This is a genomic window from Algibacter sp. L3A6, from assembly GCF_009796825.1.
Taxonomy (GTDB): Bacteria; Bacteroidota; Bacteroidia; order Flavobacteriales; family Flavobacteriaceae; genus Algibacter.
On the sequence record NZ_CP047030.1, the window covers coordinates 4,545,278 to 4,565,564 of the forward strand.

General features: G+C 33.3%; 16 protein-coding genes. 10 read left to right on the forward strand and 6 right to left on the reverse strand.

Annotation, left to right across the window (positions count from 1 at the left end):
• Positions 1-56: 56 nt before the first annotated feature.
• The 4 genes from GQR98_RS18600 to GQR98_RS18615 all read right to left on the reverse strand — a co-directional run bounded on the left by GQR98_RS18600 (position 57) and on the right by GQR98_RS18615 (position 5,315).
• On the reverse strand, positions 57-1,454 hold the full coding sequence (locus tag GQR98_RS18600) for a nicotinate phosphoribosyltransferase (RefSeq protein WP_159020964.1): 1,398 nt from the start codon (positions 1,452-1,454) through the stop codon (positions 57-59).
• 125 nt (positions 1,455-1,579) lie between these two features.
• Entirely contained in the window at positions 1,580-2,578 is a 999-nt protein-coding gene (locus GQR98_RS18605) for a metal-dependent hydrolase (RefSeq protein ID WP_159020966.1), read from the reverse strand.
• A gap of 66 nt (positions 2,579-2,644) precedes the next feature.
• On the reverse strand, positions 2,645-4,168 hold the full coding sequence (locus tag GQR98_RS18610; RefSeq protein ID WP_159020968.1) for a sulfatase-like hydrolase/transferase: 1,524 nt from the start codon (positions 4,166-4,168) through the stop codon (positions 2,645-2,647).
• A gap of 295 nt (positions 4,169-4,463) precedes the next feature.
• Positions 4,464-5,315 carry a DUF2911 domain-containing protein gene (locus GQR98_RS18615; protein WP_159020970.1) on the reverse strand — a complete coding sequence of 284 codons (852 nt, stop codon included), beginning with the start codon at positions 5,313-5,315 and terminating at the stop codon, positions 4,464-4,466.
• Between the two features lie 324 nt (positions 5,316-5,639).
• On the opposite strand from GQR98_RS18615, the gene GQR98_RS18620 reads away from it, so the two are divergent.
• On the forward strand, positions 5,640-5,855 hold the full coding sequence (locus tag GQR98_RS18620; protein WP_042498369.1) for a hypothetical protein: 216 nt from the start codon (positions 5,640-5,642) through the stop codon (positions 5,853-5,855).
• 136 nt (positions 5,856-5,991) lie between these two features.
• Here the strand turns inward: GQR98_RS18620 and ccsA are convergent, their stop codons facing one another.
• Together ccsA and GQR98_RS18630 are read right to left on the reverse strand one after the other, a co-directional pair.
• Positions 5,992-9,180 carry a cytochrome c biogenesis protein gene (ccsA, locus tag GQR98_RS18625; protein WP_159020972.1) on the reverse strand — a complete coding sequence of 1,063 codons (3,189 nt, stop codon included), beginning with the start codon at positions 9,178-9,180 and terminating at the stop codon, positions 5,992-5,994.
• Between the two features lie 166 nt (positions 9,181-9,346).
• Positions 9,347-9,733 (reverse strand): group III truncated hemoglobin, encoded by a 387-nt coding sequence (locus tag GQR98_RS18630; RefSeq protein ID WP_159020973.1) that lies wholly within the window; start codon positions 9,731-9,733, stop codon positions 9,347-9,349.
• A gap of 288 nt (positions 9,734-10,021) precedes the next feature.
• Here GQR98_RS18630 and GQR98_RS18635 point away from each other — a divergent pair, with 288 nt between their 5' ends.
• The 9 genes from GQR98_RS18635 (at position 10,022) to GQR98_RS18675 (ending at position 20,146) form a co-directional block, all read left to right on the forward strand.
• A complete protein-coding gene (locus tag GQR98_RS18635; protein ID WP_159020975.1) occupies positions 10,022-10,792 on the forward strand; it encodes a Rossmann-like and DUF2520 domain-containing protein in 771 nt (256 codons plus the stop codon).
• Positions 10,773-11,303, forward strand: coding sequence for a KdsC family phosphatase (locus GQR98_RS18640; RefSeq protein ID WP_159020977.1), 531 nt, complete (start codon positions 10,773-10,775; stop codon positions 11,301-11,303). The genes GQR98_RS18635 and GQR98_RS18640 overlap by 20 nt, the downstream gene beginning before the upstream one ends.
• A 64-nt stretch (positions 11,304-11,367) precedes the next feature.
• On the forward strand, positions 11,368-12,285 hold the full coding sequence (locus tag GQR98_RS18645) for a geranylgeranylglycerol-phosphate geranylgeranyltransferase (RefSeq protein WP_159020979.1): 918 nt from the start codon (positions 11,368-11,370) through the stop codon (positions 12,283-12,285).
• 101 nt (positions 12,286-12,386) lie between these two features.
• Positions 12,387-12,983 carry a Maf-like protein gene (locus GQR98_RS18650; protein WP_159020981.1) on the forward strand — a complete coding sequence of 199 codons (597 nt, stop codon included), beginning with the start codon at positions 12,387-12,389 and terminating at the stop codon, positions 12,981-12,983.
• Positions 12,984-13,052: 69 nt separating this feature from the next.
• A complete protein-coding gene (locus GQR98_RS18655) occupies positions 13,053-13,598 on the forward strand; it encodes a mechanosensitive ion channel domain-containing protein (protein ID WP_159020982.1) in 546 nt (181 codons plus the stop codon).
• 33 nt (positions 13,599-13,631) lie between these two features.
• Positions 13,632-14,699: a magnesium/cobalt transporter CorA gene (corA, locus tag GQR98_RS18660; RefSeq protein WP_159020983.1), complete on the forward strand. Its 1,068-nt coding sequence runs from the start codon at positions 13,632-13,634 to the stop codon at positions 14,697-14,699.
• A gap of 128 nt (positions 14,700-14,827) precedes the next feature.
• Complete coding sequence (locus tag GQR98_RS18665) at positions 14,828-17,353, forward strand: PIG-L family deacetylase (protein WP_159020984.1); 2,526 nt, start codon at positions 14,828-14,830, stop codon at positions 17,351-17,353.
• Between the two features lie 116 nt (positions 17,354-17,469).
• Entirely contained in the window at positions 17,470-19,182 is a 1,713-nt protein-coding gene (locus GQR98_RS18670) for a sodium:solute symporter (protein WP_159020985.1), read from the forward strand.
• Entirely contained in the window at positions 19,160-20,146 is a 987-nt protein-coding gene (locus GQR98_RS18675) for a Gfo/Idh/MocA family protein (protein ID WP_159020986.1), read from the forward strand. The genes GQR98_RS18670 and GQR98_RS18675 overlap by 23 nt, the downstream gene beginning before the upstream one ends.
• Positions 20,147-20,287 lie beyond the last annotated feature (141 nt).

Below are 20,287 nucleotides of genomic sequence, written 5' to 3' on the forward strand. Positions count from 1 at the left end.
TCGACCGTTTGAAAAGAACAAAAACTCTGTATCGCTTTTAATCTCTTCTGCTCAATTTATATTTTATGTTCTTTAATTAAAGCATCACGTTCTTCCTTTAAAGAAGGACTTAAACCTATTTTGTAAATATGCGGGTTTTGAAAACGCTTATATTCATTAGGAAGTTGCTCTAAACGAGATTGAGAATATTTTGAAATTTCGGTAACTGTTCGTGTTGGCACTACTCTTTTCCCTTCTTCCATAACCATTTCTAAAAGTGGTTCGTGTTTAAAGCTACTCAAATCTAATTTTTTAGTAATATCAAAAGGGTGTTCCATTTGTGAAACCTCATCTTCAATAAAAAGTCCGATAGCATCTGCTCCATAAAACATGCCATTAGCATCTACCATACGGTAAACTTGCTTTTTAAAAGGCAATGAAACCTTTATAATATTTTCAGAAAGTTTAATTCTTGGTGTTCCATTGTACTCCGATAGTTTATAAACGCCATCTAGCGCTGCATCTGGTTTTCCGGTAACCAAATTGGTGCCGACTCCAAAAATATCAATTGGAGCTCCTTGTTCCTTCAAACTTTTAATAACATATTCATCTAACTGATTAGACGCTACAATTTTTACATACTCCAAATTAGCTTCATCTAAAATTGTTCTTGTTTTTTTAGATAAGTACGCTAAATCGCCACTATCCAAACGTACGCCTAATAATTTATCACCTCTTTCTTCCATTTCTTTGGCGACTTTAATCGCATTTGGAAGACCTAGTTTAAGCGTATTATAGGTATCTATTAAAAGCACACAGTTTTCTGGACGTACTTTTGCAAAATCTCTAAAAGCCTCTAATTCGCTATCGTAACTTTGAATAAACGAGTGTGCCATAGTACCCGACGATGGAATATTATAATCTTCGGCCGCTTTAACGTTACTCGTGCTATCAAAACCACCAATAGCAGCTGCTCGAGAAGCATAGTAACCACCCGTGGCGTGAGCGCGACGTAAGCCCATATCTAATAGAATTTCATCTTTAGCACTACGCCTAATTCTACTCGCCTTAGTTGCAATTAAAGTTTGAAAATTAAGAATATTAAGCAAAACAGTTTCTATAATTTGAGCTTCAATAATATTAGCTTCCACCTGTAATATTGGTCGATTCGGAAATACAACATCACCTTCTTTACTAGAACGAATGTTTCCCCTAAATCTAAAATTTTTCAAATATTCTAAGAATTCATTTTCAAATCCTTTTTCTTTTAGATATGAAATATCTGAATCTGAGAATTTCAAAGTTTCAAGAATATCCAATACATCTTCCAATCCTGCAAAAATGGAGTACCCACTATTGTATGGATTATGTCGATAATAATAATCGAATACCGCTCGTCCATCGGGTTTAGTTTCAAAATAGACTTGAGCCATTGTGATTTGATATAGATCGGTATATGCAGCAGTAATATTCATGAGATTTTTAATTTTGATTGACAAGATATTCAAAATAGGAAAGATTTCTTATATCAAACGCGAAAGAAATTAACTGAAACAGGTTTACACGAAAAAATGGTGATGTTTTACTTAAAAAACTAAAATTAATTTCCTTTTAAACGCTGCCATAATTCAGAAATCAGCTTTTTTCCATCGTGATTATCTTTAGGTTCTTCTGTGAACGTAACCTTTCCAGAAACATCAACATCCATTCTATATTTAAATACAAAATTTTCAGCCTTGGGTGCTAAACTCAATAACCCGAATCGTAAATCATTAAAATAAAGCATATTATCTTTTTTATTGATAGTATACCAACCTTCGGAAATAGCGATCATACGTTTTACACTTTCATCTTGAGCAAGATTCCCTAATAATTCATGATTTTTAGGATAACTTTCAAAAGTGATGGGTTGTGTATCGAAAAACGAATAATTAGCAAGTAAATAAGCATCTTCCGTTTGCACATTTGCACTCCAAAGTATCGTATTTAAAGGCGAAGGCCTCGTATCAATTTCTAAATATGCAATATTTTGATTGTTTAAAGCAGTCTCAAATTTAGTGTAAGAAACCCATTTTAAAAGCAAAGTTATCCCTAAATAAGACGTGCTTAAAATTAAGCCCATGTTGTTATAAAAGCGTCGCTTTTTGGTGGTACGTTTTTGTCGCATAGCCAGAATTAAAAAGACTAAAAAAGGCACGGTGTATAACGGATCGATAACAAATATATTCTTGAAAGCCAAACGTAAATCGAAAGGCCAAAACAATTGAGTTCCCCATGTGGTATGTGCATCTAAAATAGGATGCGTTACAAACGACCAAAAGAACAACCAAGACCAATCTTTAAAATTCTTATATGTTTCATACCTAGAAACAAGCCACCCGAAAATAGGTGCAAAAAGCACGGAAAACACAATAGAATGTGTAAATCCGCGATGTATGGCAAGCGCAGAAACTGTGTCTGTAAAAAAAGAAGCAAACACATCTAAATCGGGAATAGTACCGGCGATAGCACCATAAAGCATCGCTTTGTTTCCAACTTTTCGACCTAAAACAGCCTCGCCAATGGCAGCTCCTAATACAATTTGAGTTAATGAATCCATATGGGTTGTAAAAGTAGACTAATTATAAAAATGGTTGCGGGTTTACACTTAAAGAGTTTTATCAGTTTACTTCTTCGACTTCTTATAAGCGGAAGCATAAGCCTTATGCCCAACCTCTACTCCATTTTGCATATCTATATAAGCTTGTGGATGTTCTTTTTTAAACCATTCCATAAAAGGTTTTCCTGGCACGTCTTTAGGATGATAAATATTGTTAACAGGTGCCATTTTTTTATCAAACTCTAAAGTTTTGTTTCGTAGCTTCTCAAGAATGTCTTTATAATCTTTATTAGTAGCTAAGTTCACAAACTGATGAGGATCTTCTTTTAAATTATATAATTCCTCTATAGATTTTGTAGGTTCGAAAAATGGTTTTTGATTTTCGTTTAACATACCATCCTTATACATTTTACGCATAATATGCACGGCTGGTCTGTAGAATTCTAAATACACTTGATGAGAATCGAACGGTACTTCTGGCATATCATTTCTAATATATGCCCAATCACCAGACGTTACAGCTCTAGATTTCTCGTTTATCTCGTCCCATAAATCACGGGTTGCATAAGTGAATTCGCGGTTAAAATCAGGTTTAAAAATAGGTTTCCCTGTCATGTAACTTGGTACATCGATACCAGCAAAATCAATAATAGATGCCGTAATATCTGTAGCACTAACGACATCGTTTCTAACCTGTCCACCTTTAAAATATTTTGGATAGTATACTATAAAAGGAATACGCAAACCTGTATCTTGTAAATAACCTTTTCCTCTAATATTGCTACGTCCATTATCTCCTATAAAAATAACAATGGTGTTATCTGCCATATTTTTTTCTCCTAACTCCTTAAAAATCATGCCAACCTCATTGTCCATATATTCAATTTGGTCTAGATATTTTGCCCAATCTAAACGTATTGCAGGGTGATCTGCCAAGTACGGTGGTAGTGTTACTGTTTCTGGATTAACAGGGTGTGTTGATTGTTCCCGAATACTATCCCACCAATCTCCACGGTGTGTAACCGCTAATTGAATTTGCGCAAGAAAGGGTTCGTCTTCCTTATTAAAAGTATCGTGTTTATCAAATAAACCGAATTTATCTTTACCGTTCCAAGCTCCTATAGCTTTATGTTTAAAATTGACATCGATTTTGCGACCTTTATTCATAACACCATGGTGTCCCAAAATAGTGGTGTAACCTGCGTCTCGAAGCAATTTGGTAAACGGTTTAAATTGAGAATCTAAAGGAACGTCTCTATTGCTTCTATGGTTATGTGTGTTAGATTTTAGTTGATGTACGCCAACCATCATAGCAGATCGACTTGGTGAACAAATAGAGTTGGTTACAAAAGCGTTATTAAACCTGACACCGTCGTTAGCCATTTTGTTTAAAAAAGGGGTTTTAACATGAGGCATACCGTAAACTTCCAAATCGGTACTCATATCTTCCGCCATAAGCCAAATGATATTCGGCTGTTTATTTTTTTCCGAAGTAACCTCTGTTAAGTCTTTAGACTTTACCTTAGAATTACATGAAGTAAAAGCTATTACAATAACCAAGTTTATAACAACATTTTTAAATAATTTCATCTCTTTTTATTATGAATTTATAATTGCGTCAACTTCTTTTAAGTTATAAATACGAATATCCATATTAGAAACATAAGCTTCACAAATATTAACATAATCTCTTTAAAGTAAGTAAGAAGTTTTGTTAAAAAATGTTTTTAATATGAAGATTTACATGCTTAGTACCGATAACAAAAACAGAATTAATATGCCCAGCAACCAAAATTTTACGCATAAAAAAACTCAACGATATGATACCGTTGAGTTTTTCAATATTATAATTAAGGCCTGTTAATTACATAACAGTAAAACTATTTTACATAGCACCCCATTCTTTTAGAGAAGCTGTGTTCATTTTAATATAACCATCGTTACCAGCTTTTTTAGAATAAACTAATGATTCTTTTGCAGCTTTAATAGCGCCAGCTTTATCCCCGTTTGCAGCATGAATTAATGCTTGTCTACGTAAGTAATAAAAACGTGGATTATCTTTAGTCATTTCAACAGCTTTATCAATCCATTCTGTTGCTTTTTTCATGTCTTTTCCTTCAGCTAAATAATAAGCAGCTGCAGCGTAATAATCTCCTTCACCAGGACCAGCCATTACTTTATCGATAGCTTTTGAAACGGTTTGCTCTGTTGGAACAGTAAACGGCAAAACAGCATAAGAACTATCCCAGATTAGCTCTAAATTAGCGCCATTGTTAGATATATTATTAATATCAATAGTTAATGTTTCCACAACAAAAGGCATAGCCTCAACAACTACTTTTGCAGATGCAGCTACTTTGCTATCATCCCAATTTTGAGGTGTTCCCCAATTATTAGTATCGGTATAAAAAAGAAACTCCCATTCTGTAGCCGAAATTAATCGTGTAAATAAAGCATAAGTACCAGCTTTTAATGCTTTTCCTGCAACTTCAACATCATTACTAAATGTTATTTTAGTATTCTCATTTGCTCCTGTTCTCCAAATAGTCCCAAAGCTCTCTAAGTCTCCAAAAATTTTACGTCCTTTAACTCCTGGTCTAGAATATTCAATAGTAATATCCGTTAATCCCACTTTTTGCTCAAATTTTGCTTTTGGACTTGGTTGTGGCGTTTCAATCTGTGCGTTTACTGTGTAAACCGTAGTAAATGCTAATAAAATTAATAGTAGTTTTTTCATCTTAGTTTTGATTATTAATATGCTATAAAATTACACATCAAAAGACCGATAATTGTTAACAAAAGCTTAAAAAAACGATATTAGTAAAAAAGCTTTAAATAAAGTAAAAAATGCCATTTTTATAAGTTCAATAAACAGCTCTTTTTTTTCAGAATAAACTATAAAAACCCTTAATTTGAATATATAACCCTCTCAATCATTAAATTTAGCTAAATTTTTGCTGTAAAATCAAAAAATTTATAATATTTTATTATATTGTCGAATTGTGAATAATACACAACGTGTTTTACTCCAAGAAAATTACTAGAAAAACGATTATTATATATGGAACTAATTGAAAAAGCGGTTGAATTTGAACAACGCAAACATACTTTTAAAACTACCAGTGAACGAATAGAAGCTTCGAGAGAGGTTAAAGATCTTATTTTAAGTCTAAACGACGTATACAAGGTTGATAAAGACCAAGAAATCATGGACTTAATGAAGCGATTGACTGCAGTTAAACAAAAAATTGAAAAAAGATTAAAAGGAAGACCTTAAGAACAAGGTCTTGTTAGTATTTTTTATTGCTAGCAAAAACACTTAGGAAGCATTAATTTACTTCAATAAAAAAGCAGTATTTCATAAGTTATGAAATACTGCTTTTTTATTGACAAGACTTAAACTCCTGCCTATTTTATTTTTTATAATATTTTACATGCCCTCGATAAGCAAAAGCCCCAAGTATAGCTACAATTCCACAAGCAATAAGTATAAACTTAACACTTACAATTTGATCGCCACTAGCATAGCTGTGTAAACCTGCTAAGTAGAAATTTACTCCAAAATACGTCATTAATATACTTGCAAAAGCAATTATTGAGCAAAGGTTAAAAAACCAACGTCCGCGTAATCCTGGCACTAAACGCATGTGTATTACAAACGCATAAATCATGATACTAATAAGCGCCCAAGTTTCTTTTGGATCCCAGCCCCAGTAACGTCCCCAACTTTCGTTGGCCCACATACCTCCTAAAAAGTTTCCTATGGTAAGCATAACCAAACCTACGGTTAAAGCCATTTCGTTTATTACTGTTAACTCCTTAATATTAAGGAGCATTCTTTCTTTATTCTCCTTATTGGTGAAAATCATTAAGAATAACGACACCACACCTAAAATCATACCTAATGTAAATGGTCCATAACTCGCAACAATTACTGCCACGTGTATCATTAACCAATAACTATTTAAAACCGGTTGTAAATTAGCAATAGCAGGATCCATCCAGTTCCAATGCGCAATCATTAAAATCATTGCGGTTACAAAAGCGGTAGAAGCCATGGTTAAATCACTCTTTCTTCCAAACAGTAATCCAAACAACATAGTAGCCCAAGCTACATAAATCATAGACTCGTAAGCATCACTCCACGGCGCGTGACCAGACAAATACCAACGTACAATTAAACCTGCTGTATGCAGCACAAACAAACCGATAACGATAAACTTGAATACTTTAATTGCCGTGCTTAAACCTTTACTATGTGATTTAAATATTTGAAAAACTAACAAGACAAACATTATTGTACCTGCATACATGTACCAGCTAAATAATTTTTTAAAAATATCGTACTTATTATATAGAACTTCTGTTTTTACTTTTTGATCGCTAAGCATTACCGAACCACCATATCTGTGCTGTGTATCTTTAAAAGCCTTTAGAAGTTTTGAAGCTTCAGAGAAATCTCCAGATTTTTTAGCAGCATTTAAAGTATATAAATATGCTAGGAATCCGCTTTTCACAAAATTGTTGTAAAGTGAATCTTTTATAACGGTTGGGTCTTCTTTAAATTCGAAATTAGAAATCCATTTGTGGTTATCATCATTTGGAATTGGGAATATTTTTAACGAACGGCCTTCAACCGTATTAAATAATAAATTTACACGTTGATCGGCTTCTTTAAATTCCTTCTGAAAACCATTTGGCACTTGCGCTTTGTAGGCTTCATCTAAATAGGGTGCTAAAATATATTCTCCCCTTTCGGTGAAAAAATCCGCTAGTGTAGCATATTGCTCATCTAAACCTACACCAATCATATAGCGAATAGAATCGGCCTTTTTAGTTTTTAAGTAAATAATAGGCACATTGTACCATAACTGTGGACTTTCTTGAATAGATAGAAAGACTTGGTTAGCATCAAACTCTTCATAAGAGTCATGTTTACTTAATTTTCTAAGCATTTCCGATGCATAAGTGTTCACAGGCATCATACGCCCGCTTAAATCCTGAATCACCAAATTACCAAATTCAGAAGCATGTGTTTTAGGAGTAATATTTGCTCTTAAAACAGAATCTATTTGTGTTTTTGTAGGTTTGTTGCTATGGTTATGTCCATCGTTTGCAGAATGTTCTTGAGCAAAACCTTGAAGTCCAAAACATAAAACAACTACAGCTAAAATCTTAGCCTTTTTAGCTTTTAATTTTTTGAGTTGTTTCTCTAAATCGCCAAAACGAGAATGCTTAGAAAACAAAATCGCCATCATACCAAAATAAAGCATAAAGTAACCAATATAGGTAATTAACGATCCCCAATAATCATGATTTACAGAAAGTATAGTTCCCTTTTCATCTGGATCGAAACCCGATTGAAAAAAGCGATACCCATCATGATCTAAAATATTATTCATAAAAATTTTGTAATCAAAATCTTCTTCACGCTCATCTAAAACCGTAACCTCACTAGAATATGCAGAATAACCTCTTTCTGTTCCAGGATAACGTTCGGCCTCAAAATCGTTTAATTTAATAGAAAATGGTAATTCTATTTTTTTAGATCCATATTTAAAAGCGAAATCTAATCCGCCTACCTTAATTTGTTTAAAGCTACTATTTGTGCCTTTACCACCAAGTAAACCAACACTTTTAGTTTCCCCATTTGCGGTTACTTTTAACACCAGACCATCTTCATCGTTTTTAAGGAATTCTGCTTTTTTAACCACATCAAAAACACCTTTTACAACAGGCTTTGGAAATACAATTTGCATGTTACCAATAACATATCGAGAACGTAAAATTAAAGGCTGTATACTATCTTTTACAAGTAAACCCTGAGCGCGCGTTGCCATGGTCATGTATTCACCATCAAAAGGCGAATTAATAGTTAGGTTATCGTTTTCTAAAGTAATATTTATAGCACCATCGGTTGGCTTATTTAATGCGAATAACACATTGTGCACACTAGATACTTGACCTACTTTTAAGAAATGATTATGCGGCCCACTAGTTCCTGCTTCTACTATTTTTAAATAAGACTCTCCGTTTTCGTCAGGAATAATATCTTCTTCTGCCCCAACAATAAACTTCTCTAATTTTATATTTATAGGTTGTTTGTTGTATTCTGTATTTAAATTGAAATCGTTTTCTAAACGTCCAGAAAAATCTACTTCGGTTTCTAAAACACGACGTTGCGCTACACCATCTACTAGAAAATCACCATCTACGTAAGTGGTTATATATGTTTTTTGAGAAAGAAACGAATTTTCTGTGTCACCTTCGCGAATAGCCATCATGCCTTCAAAACTTGCGTAACGCGTAATAAATGCGCCTATAAGTATAAAAATAAATGCTAAGTGAAGAATGAACGTTGCCCACTTTTCTTTTTTGTACAATCTAAAACGAACTATATTACCTAAAAAGTTAATCACGAAAAACACCATAATACCTTCAAACCACCATGTATTATAAATTAAATTACGTGAGTATGGCGTTGGAGACATATCTTGTCCGGCATCTAAAAATGTACCGGTTGCCATGGCCGCCGCAAAAGCAATAAATAAAACTGAAGTTAAACGTGTTGAAAAAAGAATGTTGGCTAGTTTTTTTTGCATGATAAAGGCCTTTTTAAGGTCGTGCAAATTTAAGGATTTAAGTTTATTCTTAAGTGTTAAAACTGTTATAAAATATTGGAATAAAGTAGGTAGAAACCCTCTAAAATTATCTCACTGAATTTTATGATGATTTAGATGAAATTTGAAAGTAAAAAAACATGAGCCACTACCCCATTCTAGCTTCAAAAATTTTTAGATATAAGAATGAGCCCATTTTACGCGCCTTAAATTTGGCATTTTGAGCAAAATCACCTTCAAAAAGCTCATCTATAGTTTCTAGCCATAGGTTTAACCAAAGTCCGAAATGCTGCTCGGTGATTGTGTTTTTATTATCGGCATCTACTTTAATATGCGTTTCTAAAGGATTGCCTGTGTATTTTGTTTTTAAAAACAGACTGGCTTCCCAGAAGGTTGTTAAACGCTCTAGGTGCGCATCCCAATCTTTTATAACATCGTTAAAAAAAGGCGCTAACACCTCGTCTTTCCTTACTTTTATGTAAAAGGATGACACCAATAAGTAAACATCTTTGCGGGTTTCTAGGTCTTTTTTCATAATTCAAATTTATGATTTATTTTAATACTTATCTCTTCTCAATAGGCGATTAAATTAATATGAATACTTTTTATTATTTAAATGCAAACCGTGTTACTAAAGCATGTTGGAAAGCTGTTTTTTGATAAAAACCCAAGACTTAGCAGATAAGGCGTGAGGGATTGAACGGCCTGTTTGAGCTCCCCGACCTTAGAAGGGAGCGAGTAGTGATAGCCCGACCCTTGGGGCACGCGCAAATTATTTTGATTTATTAATTTGAAATTGGTAATTGCTTAGTATTTTTGCAAGATGATTTCAGTAGTAATTTTAGGAGCTGGCAATGTAGCTAGCCATTTGTATAGAGGTTTTCGTGAGGCAGATAATGTAACTGTTTCTCAATGGTATAACAGGAGTTTAGATTCGATTACGGAGCATAGCAACGAGGTTGATTTTACGGACGATTTATCGAATTTAAAGGTTGCCGATGTGTATATTTTGGCGGTTAGTGATGATGCTATTGCAGAATTATCGGAACAACTTCCGTTTGAAGATCGTGTGGTTGTGCATACTTCTGGAGGTGTTGGTGTTTACGATTTAGATAAAAAACACAGACGTGGTGTACTCTACCCGCTGCAAAGTTTTACAAAAGGCGCAGAGCTAGATTTTGCAAATGTGCCGATGTGTATTGAAACTATTTATAAGGATAGTTTTCCGATGTTAAAGGAATTAGCCTTAAGTTTAGGTGGCCCTATACAGAAGGTAAATAGCGACCAAAGGCGCGTGTTGCATTTGGCTGCGGTTTTTGTTAATAATTTCACGAATCAGTTATATAGAATTGGTCATGAAATTACGGAGAGTGAAGGTGCCGAGTTTGATCTTTTAAAGCCATTGATTTTAGAAACTGCTAAAAAGATTGAGCATTTATCGCCTTTTAGAGCGCAAACTGGCCCAGCAAAACGCCACGACAAAAAAACGATTAAAAAACATTTAAGAATATTGGATAACAATATTGAGCATAAAAAGATTTACGAACTGCTTACAGCATCAATACAGAAAACACATGGAAGAAAAAAGCTATAAAGAGTATTTGGAACATATTACCACCTTTGTTTTTGATGTGGATGGTGTACTTACCGATGGTACGGTTTCGGTTTTAACCAACGGTGAAATGTTAAGAACCATGAACGTAAAAGATGGCTATGCTATTAGATCTGCCGTGGATAAGGGTTATAACTTATGCATTATTTCTGGCGGAAAAAATGATGGCGTTCGTATACGTTTGGAAGGTTTAGGTATTAAGGATATTTATCTGGGTGCGAAAAATAAAATTGAGCAACTAGACGATTACCTAACAGCTAATGATATTAAATCGGAAAACGTGCTTTATATGGGTGACGACATTCCTGATTACCCTGTAATGAAAGGTATTGGCTTGCCTTGCTGTCCGCAAGATGCTGTTCCGGAAATTAAGAGTATTTCTAAATATATTTCGCATAAAAAAGGCGGAAAAGGTGCCGTGCGTGATGTTATTGAGCAGGTTTTGAAAGTACAAGGAAAATGGAGCGGTTTTTATAGCGCACAGTTTGACTAATTTGTAGATTTCATTATCCGACCTCTTAGTTTTACTTTTTTTAATTATTCATTTTTTTTGATAAATGCTTAACGTCTTAAATCTTATTCGATGGAAGAATTTATTAATGATTGCCTTAACGCAATTATTAGTTAAGTATGCGCTTTTAGAACCTTTTGGGGTTGCTATTAGTTTGGACGGTATTGGCATTTCTCTTTTAATTTTTGCTACTATTTGTATTGCTGCTGCAGGAAATATTATTAATGATATTTACGATGTTGAAACCGATTTTGTAAATAAGCCGCATAAACTTATTGTTGGTAATTCTATCTCCGAAAAAACGGCTTACAACCTTTTTATAGTCTTAAATTTTATTGGCGTTGGCGTTGGTTTTTACTTATCTCACGCTGTTGGTAAAAGTGCTTTTTTCTCACTTTTTGTTATTATTTCGGCTTTGCTATACGTTTATGCTACTTATTTAAAACGGACACTTTTAATAGGTAACATTGTAATTTCCATTCTTGTTGCTCTAAGTGTTTTAATTGTTGGCATTTTTGAACTACTACCCGCACTTACTTTAGAGAACAGGGACATTCAACTTACATTTTTTAAAATTATTTTTGATTATGCCGTGTTTGCATTTCTACTCAATTTAATACGAGAAATAACTAAAGATGTTGAAGATATTGATGGTGACTACAAAGCAGGCATGAACACCTTACCTATTGCTATTGGTAGAGATAGAACGGGTAATGTTTTGTTTGTGCTATCGTTAATTCCCGTTTTAATTCTTATTTATTACATTGTAAATTCACTATATAAAAACATGCTTTCTGCGGGTTACTTTGTCTTCTTTATTGTGGGCCCGCTAATTTTTGTAAGTATTAAATTGTTTAGTGCTAAATCGAAAAAAGACTATCACTTAATAAGTAGTTTAATAAAATTGGTGATGTTTTTTGGCGTACTTTCCTTGTTAATTTACTATTTTAACTTGAAAAATTAAACGATTCCGAATACTTTTGGAGTACACGCGTAAAACCTTCAATAAATAGGTTTTATTAACTACTAATATACCTCAGATGTTTTCGCTGAAACTTTAAACATATGCTAAAAGAAAAACTTAAAAATCACAACATTATTCTAGCTTCTGGATCGCCACGTAGGCAGCAATTTTTTAAAGATCTTGGTTTAGATTTTGAAATAAGGTTAAAGCCCGTTAAAGAAGAATACCCAAATAGATTAACGCATTTTGAAATAAGCGATTATTTAGCGCAATTAAAGGCAATACCATTTAAAGATGAATTGCAACCAAATGATATTTTAATAACCAGTGACACCATAGTTTGGCATAACAATAAGGCTTTAGGAAAACCAACGGATGAAACTGATGCGTTCCAAATTTTGAAATCTTTAAGTAATGCCACGCACGAGGTAATTACATCGGTTTGTTTTACAACAAAAACAACATCTAAAACACTTTACTCCGTTACTAAAGTAAGTTTTAAAGAATTTACAGACGAAGAGATTCTGTATTACATAAAAACAGCTAAACCTTTTGATAAAGCAGGTGCTTATGGTATTCAGGAATGGATTGGACAAGTTGGTGTTACCAAGCTCGAAGGTTCTTATTTTAACGTTATGGGCTTACCAACGCATTTGGTTTATCAAACCTTAAACAAACTTGCCAAGCAACCCGTTTAAAAATAAATATAAACCCGCCTTGCTTTGCTTTCTAGTGTATATTTGCAGCAAATTTTAAAACCTTAAAACATGCAGTTTTTTGAAACGTTTAAAAATGAATTAATAAACACAGCTATTGTGCTTGTTGTTTTGTTAATCATTAGATCCTTAATCCATTTTGTTATTACAAAAATTGGACACACAAGTGGTATAAACGATGCTAGAATACGCTTAATTAGACGTTACATCACCGTAACCTTATTTTTAATCGCCATTTTAATAGAATCCCTAATATTTGGAGTTGAAGTACGTGATTTAGCGGTTGTTTTCTCTTCTGTTTTTGCGGTTATCGGTATTGCGTTATTTGCTATTTGGTCTATTTTAAGTAACATTACTTCTGGTATTATTATGTTTTTCAACTTCCCTTATAAAGTGGGTGATAAAATTGAAATTCATGATAAAGATTTCCCTATAAAAGCCATTATTGAAGACATTAGAGCCTTTCAAATTCATTTAAGATTAGACAACGGAAACTTAGTAACTTACCCTAACAACTTAATGCTACAAAAGGCCGTTACCTTAATACAAAAAGATGCTATAGACGAGACCGTTGATGATGGTGTTGATGCTATTTAAATTATTTATATCTTTATCTAAATACAATTTTTAATGGCTAAGACTAGAAAACATAACTACAAGAAAAAAGCAGGACAAGTACCGGGAACAGCCATTTATACAGGTTCAAAATCTTCAGAAAAACTCTTTATTGAAGTTTTCGATTATAATGAAACACAATGTACAGAAAAGCATTTAACCGATGTATCGGAAACCTTTCAATTTAAAGGAAGTGATTCTATTACATGGGTAAATCTAAATGGATTAAACCATGTAAAAGAAATTGAAAAACTATCTAAACATTTCAATTTCCACCCTTTAGTTTTAGAAGATATTGTAAACATTTCTCAACGTCCTAAAATTGATGAATATGAAGATTATTTCTTCGTTGTTTTAAAGATGTTGTATTATGATAAGGATGAAAAAATAATATCGGAACAAGTCAGTTTTATTTTAGGGAAAAACCATGTTTTATCCTTCCAGGAATCTGAAGGTGATGTTTTTGATGCCGTTAGAGAACGTATTAGAACAGCGAAAGGACGCGTAAGAACTATGGAATCTGATTATTTGCTCTATGTTTTAATAGATGCTGTAGTCGACTATTATTTTAATATTATTGAGATATTAGGTGATAAAATTGAAGATTTTGAAACTGATATCTTTAACGGAAATGCCACAGACGACGTGAGTCAGAACATCCAAAATTTAAAACGTGAAATACTAAAAGTACGCCGCGCTATTTTTCCGCTTCGCGATGTTATAAGCCGTATTGAAAAAAGTGACAATGCATTAATTTCTCAACAAACACTTAACTATTATCGTGATGTTTACGATCACCTTATTCAAGTCTCAGAAAACATAGATATTTACCGTGAAATGATTTGGAGTTTAATGGATATGTACATGACCACCATTAGTAATAAAATGAATGAAGTGATGAAAGTGCTTACCATTATGGCTTCCATTTTTATCCCTTTAACCTTTATTGCTGGTATTTATGGTATGAATTTCGACTATATTCCGGAGCTGCATTATCAGCATTCTTATTTTGTGCTTTGGGGTGTAATGATTATTATCTTTATCGGAATGATTATTTATTTTAAGCGGAAAAAGTGGTTGTAAACCCTCAAAATACGTCCAAAAACTAAACAGACTTTCTAACATAAAAACATAAAGTTAAAGAAACATTAAAACCAACTCAAACCCTTTCAATCTTTGTTATATTTGGAGCTTAGCTAACTACCTTTTTTATGCAAAGCACGAAGTATTATTTTATATTACTAGTTTTTACTGTTTCATTTTTACAAGCACAAAAACCCAAAACACCAACATCTACAGAGATTTACGAATCTATTGAAAAACTTAACTTTTTAGGTTCGGTATTGTATGTTGCCGCTCATCCCGACGATGAAAACACCCGATTAATTTCATACATGTCCAACGAAGTTAAAGCCCGTACAGCCTACCTATCTTTAACACGTGGCGATGGCGGACAAAACCTTATTGGCCCAGAAATAAGAGAACTATTAGGTGTTATTAGAACTCAAGAATTACTAGCTGCAAGACGTGTAGATGGTGGCGAACAATTTTTCTCTAGAGCTAACGATTTTGGTTACTCTAAACATCCCGATGAAACTTTAGAAATATGGAATAAAGATCAAGTTTTAAGCGATGTAGTTTTAGCCATTCGGCAGTTTAAACCCGATGTTATTATTAATAGGTTCGACCATAGAACTCCAGGAAGCACACATGGTCACCACACCAGTTCTGCCATATTAAGTTTAGAAGCTTTTGATTTAGCAAACAACAATACGGCTTATCCCGATCAATTAAAACAAACCGATTTATGGCAACCAAAACGCCTGTTTTACAATACAAGTTGGTGGGCATATGGTAGCGAAGAAAAATTTAATGCTGTTGATAAAAGTAACATGTTAACTTTTGATATTGGTGTGTATTATCCTTTAAAAGGCTTATCAAATAACGAGGTTGCGGCACAAGCTAGAAGTCAACATTTATGCCAAGGTTTTGGTCGTACGTTAGATCGTGGATCGCAGAACGAATACATTGAATTTTTAAAAGGTGATCCTCTAGGTGAAAACAAAGATATTTTTGAAGGTATTGACACCTCATGGAATCGTGTAAAAGGCGGAAAAGCTATTGGAGATATTTTATACGACGTTGAAAATAATTTCAATTTTAAAGAACCTTCTCAGCATCTTCCGCAATTAATTAAAGCCTATAAACTACTTCAAAACATAGAAAACGAACACTGGAAAACTCAAAAAACAAAAGCGTTAAAGTCGATTATATCGATGTGTGCTGGTTTATATTTAGAAGCATCGGCAGAAACACCGTGGGCAACTCAAAACGAAACCGTAACCTTAGATCTTGAAGTTTTAAACCGAAGCAATCAAAATATTACTCTAGAAAGTATTAAAAATGCCAATAGTGTAAATATTTCTAAACGCATTGAATTAACAGAAAACACCAAATTCAACTTCAAAGAAACCTTTAAAGTTGGTAGCCATCAAACACCTACTACACCTTATTGGTTAACTAAAAAAGGAACTTTAGGTATGTATCAAGTAGATGATACGAGTTTAATTGGTTTACCCGAAACACCTAGAGTTTACCAAGTAGATTTTAATCTTCTTATAAATAATACACCTATTACGTTCACTAAAAATGTGGTTTATCGTTTTTCTAAACCAGAAAAAGGGGAACTATATCGTCCGTTTGAAATTATCCCAGAAGTATCTGCTAAAATCACCGAAAAGGTTATTATTTTAAATTCTAATGCACAGCACGATATTTCCGTTATAGTAAAAGCTGGCCGAAATGACTTAGAAGGATCTGTAGAAATTAGTCATCCAAAAGACTGGAGCATATTTCCTAAAAGCCAAAAAATTTCAATTAAAAATAAAGGTGAAGAGCAAACCTTGGTTTTCACTGTAATTCCTCCTAAAAACCAAAGTGAAGGTACTATTAGCCCTATTGTTCACATAGGCGATAAAAATTATACCAAAGAATTAATTGAAATTGATTACGACCATATTCCCTTCCAAACGGTTTTACTACCAAGCGAAAGTAAAATTGTACGTTTAGATATTAAAAAGAAAGGCGAAAACATTGCCTATATACAAGGCGCAGGAGATGTAGTTCCAGAAAGTTTACAACAAATAGGTTATCAAGTACGTATTTTAAAACCAGACGAAATTAATGCAGAAACCCTAAGTAATTTTGATGCTGTTGTGGTAGGCATTAGAGCTTATAACACGGTTGAAGAATTAAAATTCAAGCAAGATTTATTATTCGATTTTGTCGCTCAAGGCGGAAATATGATTGTACAGTACAACACCAATCATCGCTTAAAAGTTGATAATTTAGCACCTTTTGATATTACACTTTCTCGTGATAGAGTTACCGATGAAACAGCCGAAGTTACATTTTTAAACCCTCAACATCCCGTATTAAATTACCCTAACAAAATTACACAACACGATTTTGAAGGTTGGACGCAAGAACGTGGTTTATATTTCCCAAGTAAATGGGCACCTGCCTTTACTCCTATTTTATCTATGCATGATAAAGGTGAAACCGATAAAAAAGGAAGTTTACTTGTTTCAAAACACGGTAATGGCTACTTTATTTATACTGGCTTAAGCTTTTTTAGAGAATTCCCTGCTGGTGTTTCTGGTGCTTATAGATTGTTTGCAAACATGCTTTCTATTGGTAAAGAAGATTTAAAACAAGAAGCAAAACTAAACGATTAATTATGGAAGAAAATCAACCCAAAAAACCAGTTTGGTTAAAATTATATTCTGTAGTTTTAATTGCCAACGCCATCTATTTTATTCTATTTTATTTAATTACAAAAGCCTTTTAATTTATGGAAACTTTAAATTGGATCGATTGGGCCGTACTTTGCTTTACACTAATAGCCATAGTAGCTTACGGAACATACCAAACACGAGGCAGCCGTAATGTACAAGATTATTTAAAAGGCGGAAACACCTCTAAATGGTGGACTATTGGCTTATCAGTTATGGCTACACAAGCTAGTGCTATCACCTTTTTATCAACACCAGGGCAAGCCTTTAACGATGGTATGGGCTTTGTTCAATTTTACTTTGGCTTACCAATAGCCATGGTAGTTATTTGTATGGTTTTTATACCCTTATACCATAGATTAAAAGTATATACAGCATACGAATTTCTAGAAAATAGATTCGATTTAAAAACAAGAACCTTAACAGCAATTCTATTTTTAATTCAACGTGGTTTAGCAGCAGGAATTACCATTTTTGCTCCTGCTATAATACTTTCTGTGGTTCTTAAATGGGATTTACTCACCCTAAATATTGTTATTGGCTTACTCGTTATTATCTACACCGTTTCTGGTGGTACACGTGCGGTAAACGTCACACAGAAACATCAAATGGTTATTATTTTTATTGGTATGTTGGTGGCTTTCTTTTTAATTGTGAGCAAACTACCGCAAGACATTACTTTTAGCAAAGCACTTGATATTGCAGGAGCTAGCGGAAAAATGGAAGTTTTAGATTTTTCATTCAATTTAAATAATCGTTATACATTTTGGAGTGGTATTATTGGTGGTACATTTTTAATGTTATCTTATTTTGGTACCGACCAAAGCCAAGTACAGCGCTACCTTTCGGGAAAATCGGTTAAAGAAATGCAATTGGGTTTAATTTTTAACGGACTTTTAAAAATACCGATGCAATTCTTTATTTTATTTGTGGGTATAATGGTTTTCGTGTTTTATCAATTTAATGAAGCACCTGTAAACTTTAACCCAACCGCTACGGAGGTTGTGTTACAATCTAAATATGCCGATGAATACAAAACGCTTCAGGCAGAACAAACAGCTATTTTTAACGATAAGCAAAATATTATTAAATCGTTCTTAAATTCTGATAATCCCGATGCTTCAAAATACATTGCATTAGCAAATGAAGCCAATGATGAACTAAGAAAAGAAGCCAGAGATTTAATTGATAAAGCTTCGGAAAGTGAAAACATAAAAATAGAAAGCAATGATAAAGATTATGTATTTATCCATTTCATTCTAAACAATTTACCTCGTGGATTAATCGGTTTACTTTTAGCCGTTATTCTAAGTGCAGCCATGTCTAGCACAGCAAGTGAATTAAACGCTTTAGGCTCTACCACTACCATAGATTTATACAAACGAAATACAAGCGAAAAAACAGAAGAAGAGATGGTAAAAGCATCTCGCTGGTTTACTTTTGCTTGGGGAATAATAGCTATAGGCGTAGCTTGTGTTGCTAATTTGGCTGAAAACTTAATTCAGTTAGTAAACATTATTGGTTCTATATTTTATGGTAATGTTCTTGGTGTTTTTCTTCTAGCATTTTTCTTTAAATTTGTAAAAGGTAATGCCGTATTTATTGGCGCATTATTAACACAAGTTATTGTTATTGCACTATATCTATTAGATTTAAACGAAGTGATTAACCTACCATTTCTATGGTTAAATTTTGTGGGTTGCGCTATTGTAATTTCAATTTCATGTATCATCCAAATACTTATTCCAAATGACAAATCAATCAGAAGTTAAAACTATAAACTGGGGCATTATTGGCTTAGGAAATATTGCTAATAAATTTGCATCAGATTTATTAACCATTCCAAATACTAAACTTTACGCTGTAGCTTCACGTTCACAGGAAAAAGCAGATTTATTTACTGATAAATATGATGCTACTCACGCTTATAGCAGCTACGAAGCCCTAGTAAAAGATAAAAACATTGATGCTGTATACATAGCAACACCGCATGCTTTACATAAAGAAAACACCTTATTATGCCTAGAACATGGCATAGCCGTTTTATGTGAAAAACCATTTGCGATGGATGCTAATGAAGTTAGCACTATGATAGCGAAAGCCAAAGAAAAAAATGTGTTGCTCATGGAAGCACTTTGGACGTACTTTTTACCACATTATCAATTTGTTTTAAAGGAGCTGAAAAATGAAACTTACGGCAAACTTCTAAAAATGGAAGCCGATTTTGGTTTTCATCGTGATTTTGATACATCGTCTAGATTGTTCAACAAATCTTTAGGTGGTGGAAGTTTATTAGATATTGGTATTTACCCAATTTTTGCAGCATTGTCTACTCTAGGGCTTCCGAAAGATATGCAAGCCGATGCTACTTTTTTTGAAAATGGCGCCGATTCTACGTGCAGCATGACCTTTACTTACCCCAATGGTGAAACTGCTAAACTAAAAAGTACACTTTTAGAACCTTCTCCAACCGAAGCTGTTTTTTATTGCGAACACGCTACCATCAAAATAAATACCATGTTCCACATGCCAACTACAGTCACTGTAATCGCTAACGGGGAAGAAAAAACTTTAGATTTTGGTTATAAAACTATTGGTTATAACTACGAGGCTATTCATTTTAATGAATTAATACGTGTAGGTAAAACGGAAAGTGATATTATGACTTTTGATTTTAGTGAAAAACTTATAAATACTTTAGACACCGTTAGAAAACTTATTAAGCTAGAATATTAAAAGCATATTTTCTTTAATAAATTATAAATCTGTCCGATAAGTTCGTAATTAACTTATCGGACATTTTTGTTATATTTAAAATCTGTAATACAACATGAATATGGGGTTATACTTATGTTAGGTGTAAGCTGTGAAAATACG